The following is a 404-nucleotide window of genomic DNA, read 5'->3' as shown; positions in this document are numbered from 1 at the left end:
TGTGCAAATACCACATTGTATTCACCCCGAAGTATAGACGGAAAGAGATCTATAATCAAGTAAGAAAAGATCTAATTGAAATATTCAAACGTTTATGTAAGTACAAAGGAGTAGAAATCATAGAAGGCCACATGATGCCAGACCACGTGCACATGTTGGTAGCAATCCCACCCAAAATAGCAGTCTCATAATTTATGGGCTATCTAAAAGGTAAAAGTTCTCTAATGATCTTTGAGAAACATGCCAGCAAAAATACAAATACGGGAATCGAAAATTCTGGGCAGAAGGATATTATGTGAGTACGGTGGGCTTAAATGAAGCAACGGTACGAAAATACATCCGAGAACAAGAAGCACACGACCAAGCAGTAGATAAGCTGAGTGTTAAAGAGTATGAAGATCCAT

The 404-nt window shown here is 38.1% G+C and carries 1 pseudogene; it reads left to right on the top strand.

From position 1 onward, the window contains the following. Positions 1-404 (top strand): annotated as a pseudogene (gene tnpA / locus KJS58_RS25010) (IS200/IS605 family transposase); the annotation flags it as partial.

Origin of the sequence: Paenibacillus sp. J45TS6, assembly GCF_018403285.1 — a bacterium.
GTDB lineage: Bacteria > Bacillota > Bacilli > Paenibacillales > Paenibacillaceae > Paenibacillus.
Note: the sequence above shows the minus strand (reverse complement) of the source record. Positions and strands in the feature narration are given on the sequence as shown.